Below are 7,023 nucleotides of genomic sequence, written 5' to 3' on the forward strand. Positions count from 1 at the left end.
AGAGTGATGGATCGCAATCGGAGCGCATTGGTCATCACCGATACCGAGCTGAACGTCATAGCGGCCGCCGCAATCATCGGACTTAACCGAAGGCCAAGCAGTGGATAAAAAGCACCGGCGGCCACCGGTACACCGATGGCATTGTAGAAAAAGGCAAAGAATAGATTCTGCCGGATGTTGCGCATCGTGACCTGGCTGAGCCGGCGGGCACGGGCAATGCCTCGAAGATCCCCTTCCATGGCCACATCTGTGCCCGTACCCATCGCCATGCCGACATGGGCCGGTGCATCATTGATATGAGAAATTGCCTCCTGTGTTTCCATTTTCATGGACTGTCTCTCAATTCTTTGAGGGAATAGGTTGCGAATTCTCGCTAGAAACACGATTCGTCTGTCCGGTTTCTTTTCTGGAATGAAGATTTTTGACATCTGTGTGCCAAACCCAAATCGTGTAAATGGCGGGAATGACGAAAAGAGTCAGGAGCATCGCTGAGGTCACTCCCCCAACCATGGGGGCCGCCAGTCGCTTCATGACATCCGCACCGGTCCCGGTGGCCCACATGACCGGAACGAGTCCCAGAATGTTGGCCAAGCCCGCCATGGCCATCGGACGGATACGTTCAACTGCTCCCTGCTGGACAGCTTCGATTAGGTCGTGTAAGGAATGCAGGCGATCGGCTTCCCGACGCCGTTTGACCGCCGAGTCGAGATAGGTCACCATCACCGCGCTGGTCTCCGCGGCGACGCCAGCTAGGGCAATGATCCCAACCCAGACGGCGATGCTCATGTTGTACTCCAGCCAGACCATATACCATATTGCACCGACCAGCGAGAGCGGTACGCCCAGCATGACCATGAGGGTTTTGGCCACGGAATGAAAGACGAAGTAAAACAGCACAAAAATAATGGCGATCGTCAATGGTACAAAAATGACCAGGCGTTTTTGCACGCGTTCCATAAATTCATATTGCCCTGACCAGGCTAATCGATAGCCCGGCGGCAACTCGATCTTTTCCTGTACAACCTGTTTCAACTCTTCCACGTAACTCCCGACATCCCGGCCGGTCATATCCACATATACATACCCGGTCAGCATGCCGTCTTCATCCCGGATCATCGGAGGGCCACTCACAAAGCGTAATGTGGCCAGTTGCGCCAATGGAACCTGGGCGCCGGTCGGGGTGTCCACCAACACCCGCCGAAGTTTTTCAGGGGTATCGCGAAGTTCCCGCAGATAGCGAACATTGATCGGATACCGTTCCCGACCCTCAATGGTGGTATCAATGTTTTCTCCCCCGATGGCGGATTCAATGATCCGGCCGACATCCATGACCGTGAGTCCGTAGCGGGCGATTTCTTCGCGTTGAATATCGAAATCCAAAAAATAGCCGCCAAAGACGCGTTCCGCATAGACGCTGCGTGTGCCAGGGACGTCCTTCAAAACCATTTCGAGATGTTTGCCGATTTGTTCAATTTGAGGAAGGTCCGCACCGAAAATTTTAATGCCGACGGGCGTGCGGACTCCGGTCGTCAACATATCCAAGCGGCCTTTGATCGGCATGGTCCAGGTATTGGTGACACCTGGAAATTGCAAGGTCCGATCCATTTCCTCTACGAGCCTGTCATACGTCATCCCTGGTCGCCATTGATCGTGTGATTTAAGGATTACGACGGTTTCCATCATGCTGAACGGCGCGGGGTCGGTTGACGTCTCCGCCGCCCGGCTTTCCCGAACACGCGCTCGACTTCGGGAAGGCTTTGAGTTTTGGTCCATTTGTTGGAGCAACATCGAGGCTTAATGTCACGGAAAGTCCTGGAAGAGTGGTCGGCATATAGAGAATGGTGCCTTCATACAGAGGCGGCATGAATTCGGATCCCATACGTTGAAAGGCTGGAAAGACGGTCGCTGTCAACAGAATCGCCAAAAGGATAACCCCCCAACGAACCCGTAATACCAGTCGTAAGACTGGGGCATACAGTTTCTGTAACCCGAGACTTACCGGATGCCGGCGTTCCGGGATGATCCGGCCACGCACCAGCATGGATAGCAATGCGGGAATGAGTGTAATCGCCAGGACGGCGCTCATGGCAATGGCCAGGTTTTTGGTAAAGGCCAGGGGTTTGAAGAGTCGGCCCTCCTGTCCTTCCAGCGTGAAGACCGGCATAAAGGCAATGGCAATCACCAGTAAGGAGGCAAAGAGAGCGGGACCCACCTCCTTGGCTGAATCAATCAAGACCTGGGTCCGGTCGCCTATCCGGCCGTCTTTGGCCCATTCTTCCAGCCGTTTATGGGCGTTATCCACCATCACAATGGCGGCATCGACCATATCCCCGATGGCCACGATGATGCCGCCGATGGACATGATATTCATGCCGATGCCCATCAGGTACATGGGGATGAACGCGATCAACACCGCAAGCGGTAGCGTGAGAATGGGCAGGAGTGCCGATCGCAGATGGAGCAAAAATCCGATGATGAGCACACTGACCACGATGAGTTCTTCCGTAAGATTTTCCGTGGCCGTCGCGATGGATTCCTGAATGAGTCCGCTCCGGTCGTAGGTGGTGACCACTTTGACGCCAGGGGGCATGGCTGGTTCCAATTCTTTGAGCTTGGCCTTGATCCGTTCGATGACGGTCATGGCATTTTCCCCAAATCGCATAATAACAATGGCCCCCACCACTTCCCCCCGACCATTCAGCTCGACCAGTCCTCGCCGCATATCGGGACCCAGGCTAACGGTGGCCACATCACGCAACAGAATAGGGGTTCCTTTGGGATTGACTCCCACGGCGATCTGTTCAATGTCGTCAACCGAGGTGATGTACCCTCGTCCCCGAATCATGTATTCCACACCGGAATATTCCACAACTCGGCCCCCGACATCTTCATTGCTGAACCTGATGGTTTCAATAATATGGGGCAGTGAGAGATCGTAGGCCAGAACTTTGGTTGGATCCAGATTGACCTGGTATTGGCGGACGAAGCCGCCCACGCTGGCCACCTCGGCCACACCGTCCACGGCCAGAAGCCAATAACGCAGGTACCAGTCCTGAAACGATCGTAGCGTTTCCAAATCCTGCTGGCCCGTTTCATCGATCAACGCATATTCAAACACCCAGCCGACGGCCGTGGCATCAGGACCCAATTGAGGGGTGACGCCATCCGGAAGTTTACCTGCGAGTTGATTCATGTATTCCAAAACACGGCTTCGGGCCCAGTAAATATCTGTGCCGTCTTTGAATAAGACATACACATACGAGAAGCCAAAGTCAGAGATGCCTCTCACGACGGTGACCTTGGGAGCGGATAGGAGAGCGGTGACAATGGGATAGGTGATCTGATCCTCGACCAGATCCGGTGAACGGCCGGGCCACTTGGTATAGATAATGACTTGCGTATCGGATAGATCCGGAACCGCATCGACAGGTACCTGATTCATAGCCCAGAGGCCGGCGGAAGCCAATCCGAAAAGAATCAGAAAGACAATAAAACGATTCCGGGCGCTGAATTCAATAATCTGACCGACCATGCTCACCAATTACGTTAATGTTTCATGCCTACCATGCCCCGCACGGCGGATTTTAATTGGCTTTCGGAATCAATTAGGAAGTTAGCGGAGGTCACGATGTGGTCTCCTTCTTTGACACCCTCCAGAACTTCAACCCAATCATCCGTTTGTACGCCAAGCGTGACATTTCGCCATTCCAGTGTGCCTCCTCCATGGTGAATAAATACAATCTGTCGTTCCCCCGTTTTCAGCACGGCATCGCGGGGGATAGCCAACTGGGTACCTAAGGGAACGGTAAGGTTGACGTTGGCATACATCCCGGGCTTGAGTGTTTCTTGGGGATTCTTCACCTCAAATCGTACCTTGGCGGTCCGGGTTTGAGGATCAAGGGTGGGATAAATAAATCCTACGGTGCCGGTTAGCTGGGTCTCGGGATCGTAGGAGAGGGTCACCTTGGCCTGCTGCCCCACATGAATCAGGGATAATTCATATTCGAAAATATCCGCCATGATCCAGATTTGCGACAAATTGGCAATCAAGTAGAGTTCGGTGCCGGGGGTCACATGTGTGCCGGCGCGGGCCTCCATCTTGAGGACGGTTCCTGTGATAGGGGAGTGAATGGGCAATGTTCGCAACACTGTCCCGGTTCGTTCAAGATCGTGAATGTGATCTTCCGTAATGTCCCAGAATTGAAATCGTCGGCGTGTAGCCTCGAGCAGATTCTTCGCCCCTCGGGCAACTTCCTGAAATTCGCTTTCGCCCAGGTCTCGAATCCCTTGAAGGGCCAACAAGTATTCCTCTTGCGTCGCGACAAGGTCTGGACTATAAATTGTGAAAAGGATCTGGTGCTGTTTGACATGATCCCCGATGGCGCTGACTCGCAAATCCTCAATCCATCCCTCGAATTTGATATTCACCCGGGCCAAGCGGCGTTCGTCGATTTCAACCCGTCCCACGGTACGAATGGTTCTAGCCAGAGGATGACGGGTTGCCTCCTCAAACCGCACGCCGATGGTTTGCAGTCGCTCCGGGGCAATGGTGACCATATTGGTTATGGGCATTCCTGGTGAGTCCGGAGCGAGTCCCAATTCCTGCGCCTCTTTTTCGCCTACTCCCTTGTCAGGTTGCGCCTGAGACATGTGGGTCACGGATGTTTGTGGGCTCTCCACAGGGGGATGTGGCGGTTCTTGGTATAAAAACCAGGAGGTTCCGACAACGACTCCAAGAAGGATTGCACTGATTCCGAGTATGCGAGGCCAATGGTTCATGGTCGCTCCATCCGAGAGGACTCGTGGTGCGTTGGGGAGTGGGCGGGATGTACGTGTCCATGCTCTTCCGGGATCACTGAATCCTGAGAGTCGGCGAGTGGTCCTCCGGTCAGTTCTTCCAACCTCGCAACAGCTTTTTCGTGTTCGACCATCTCCCCATGAAGCTCTAACTCGTTTTCCTGAAGAGTCAGCAAATTATTCAGGAGAGTGAGAAAGTCCACTTTGTCCACGCTATACCCCGCCTGGGCCGATTGGAGGGCAAGGGTTGCCTGGGGAATAATGGCTTCCCCGACAATTTTGACGAGTCGCGTCGCTCGTTGAGCGCGTTCAAATGCGTCTTTCACCTGAAACAACAGTTCTTGCCGGGTGGCTGTGAGATCCTCGCGCGCCCGCGCGAGATCTGCGACGGCTTGGTTGACACCTTCCCGCTGTTTCGTTTGATAAAACAGGGGAATCTGTATCCCAAACATGATCTGGTAGCCGTTCTCGTTTATTCGTTCGTTGCGGGTGCCCAATGCGCTGAGGTTGAAGTCCGGAAAATATTCTTTTCTGGCGAGAGAGACCGACTCCTCCCCTTGTGCGACACTTTTAGCCGAAGCCAGGAGAAGAGGTGAGAAGGCTTCTGCCCGCTTGGCCAGTTCAGGGAGATCCTGCTGTATCGGTGTAAGGTGAATGTTTTCCGGTGTTCCAAGTGGTCCGATCGGTGGGCGGTTCAGTATTCGATTTATCTCGGCATGCAGACTTTCTTTTTTTTGTTCCAGCACCGCCAGCCGATCGAGCACTCGTGAGAGTTCCACCTGAGCGCGAAACACATCCTGCTGTGCCGTCTTGCCGACACTATACCGGGCATTGGCGGTCTTCTCGAATTGCATGAGAAGTCGTTTGTTCTTTTCGACGATTTCGATGCCTTTATGAATAAAATGAAGGTCCCAATAATGTTGCTTCAGGCGGGAAATGACATTGAGCCGGGTGGCGTAGTACATCTGCTCAATCCGATCGGCATGGCGAGCGGCCACTTCTCCCTTGATGCCAAGTTTTCCCGGGAAAGGGAATTTCTGACTGAATCCGTAGACCGGGCCCTCCAGCGGTTCCATCATGGGCATGCGTTGATATCCCAGGAGCATCTGTGGGTCAGGAAGGGTTTGAACCTGAGGAACGATGGCTTGCGAAGACTCCCACCGTCGTCTGGCTGCTTGAATGTCCGGATTGTGTTGTAGAGCTTCTTCCATAAGTTCTTGAAGATTTAGCGAATAGGTGGATGCGGAGGCAGCCCAGGACGAAAATCCTGGCAGGAACAGCAGGCTATTCCATACAAAAATGAGAAGAAGGAAACGCAAACGACAATGTGAAAATGAGTTCATGACAGGCCCTCGTGTGACCAGGGGTAATCAAACAATTAATCGTCCGGAACTCCGAATGATTTACGGATCCGTACGACGCCCGTTCAGTTAAGAGGAACTCAATTCAACAAAGCAGAGTACAACAGGAAAGGGGGCGGATAAGAAGAATTGGAAGGAATGGTTGAAGTAAATAGCCTGTGTGGCGTGATGTGATTGAGTGGATTGACAACGCGGAACCCTGTGTCAATTAACAGAGGAGAATTCCCATCCTTCCCGGCCTCTGAAGAGCTTTTGAGTTGGTCGGGGCAGATTTCTTGGGGAATCTGGGAGGAGTGGGGAGAAGGGTCCGATGAGCTTTGGGCATGAGCCGGAGTGTCCCCCATCGGGCAAGAAGCCCCAACGACTCCGCACACCATAAAGGCTATGAGAAGGAATACCGTTAACGGTAATGGGATTTTTAGTGACACGAATGTTTTTATCCGGAAATTCTGATCTTTAAACTGCCTAAAATCTTTTCTTTTTACTTTACATGGATTGCCAGTATGAGTCCAGAGATCTTTATTGATTTCAACGGGTGAGAAGAGTGTCTGTTCTTACATGTCGGATCTCAAAAGAAGGGTCTGAAGTATTGCGGATATTCTAAGGACGCTCCGTGTTGATCCTTGGTAACGATCCGCAGTGGGTTTCTTGGAAAGATTGTCTTTTTTAGGGTATGGCTGCAGTGGTCGAATAGGTCTCAGGAATCCATGAAAGATATGCCACACGAAAGGGGCCTGGAGAAGGCAGCTACCTCATGGACTTCCATGGTAAGATAAAAAGAAAGTATTGAAGAAACGAACGCCGAGATAAGAGTGGAATGTTGGGGATGTTGAAGAAAAGGCATATGGTGCTTGTCGCGGTCATT

General features: G+C 52.6%; 2 protein-coding genes and 2 pseudogenes. All 4 read right to left on the reverse strand.

What is annotated here, in order from left to right; translation table 11 throughout:
- The 4 genes and pseudogenes from H6750_21350 to H6750_21365 all read right to left on the reverse strand — a co-directional run bounded on the left by H6750_21350 (nucleotide 1) and on the right by H6750_21365 (nucleotide 6,140).
- Nucleotides 1–296 (reverse strand): annotated as a pseudogene (locus H6750_21350) (copper-transporting ATPase).
- Between the two features lie 43 nt (nucleotides 297–339).
- A pseudogene (locus H6750_21355) lies at nucleotides 340–3,532 on the reverse strand (efflux RND transporter permease subunit).
- Nucleotides 3,533–3,546: 14 nt separating this feature from the next.
- Complete coding sequence (locus H6750_21360) at nucleotides 3,547–4,572, reverse strand: efflux RND transporter periplasmic adaptor subunit (protein MCB9776861.1); 1,026 nt, start codon at nucleotides 4,570–4,572, stop codon at nucleotides 3,547–3,549.
- A gap of 203 nt (nucleotides 4,573–4,775) precedes the next feature.
- Nucleotides 4,776–6,140: a TolC family protein gene (locus tag H6750_21365; GenBank protein MCB9776862.1), complete on the reverse strand. Its 1,365-nt coding sequence runs from the start codon at nucleotides 6,138–6,140 to the stop codon at nucleotides 4,776–4,778.
- Nucleotides 6,141–7,023 lie beyond the last annotated feature (883 nt).

The organism is Nitrospiraceae bacterium, assembly GCA_020632595.1.
Lineage (GTDB): Bacteria > Nitrospirota > Nitrospiria > Nitrospirales > UBA8639 > Nitrospira_E.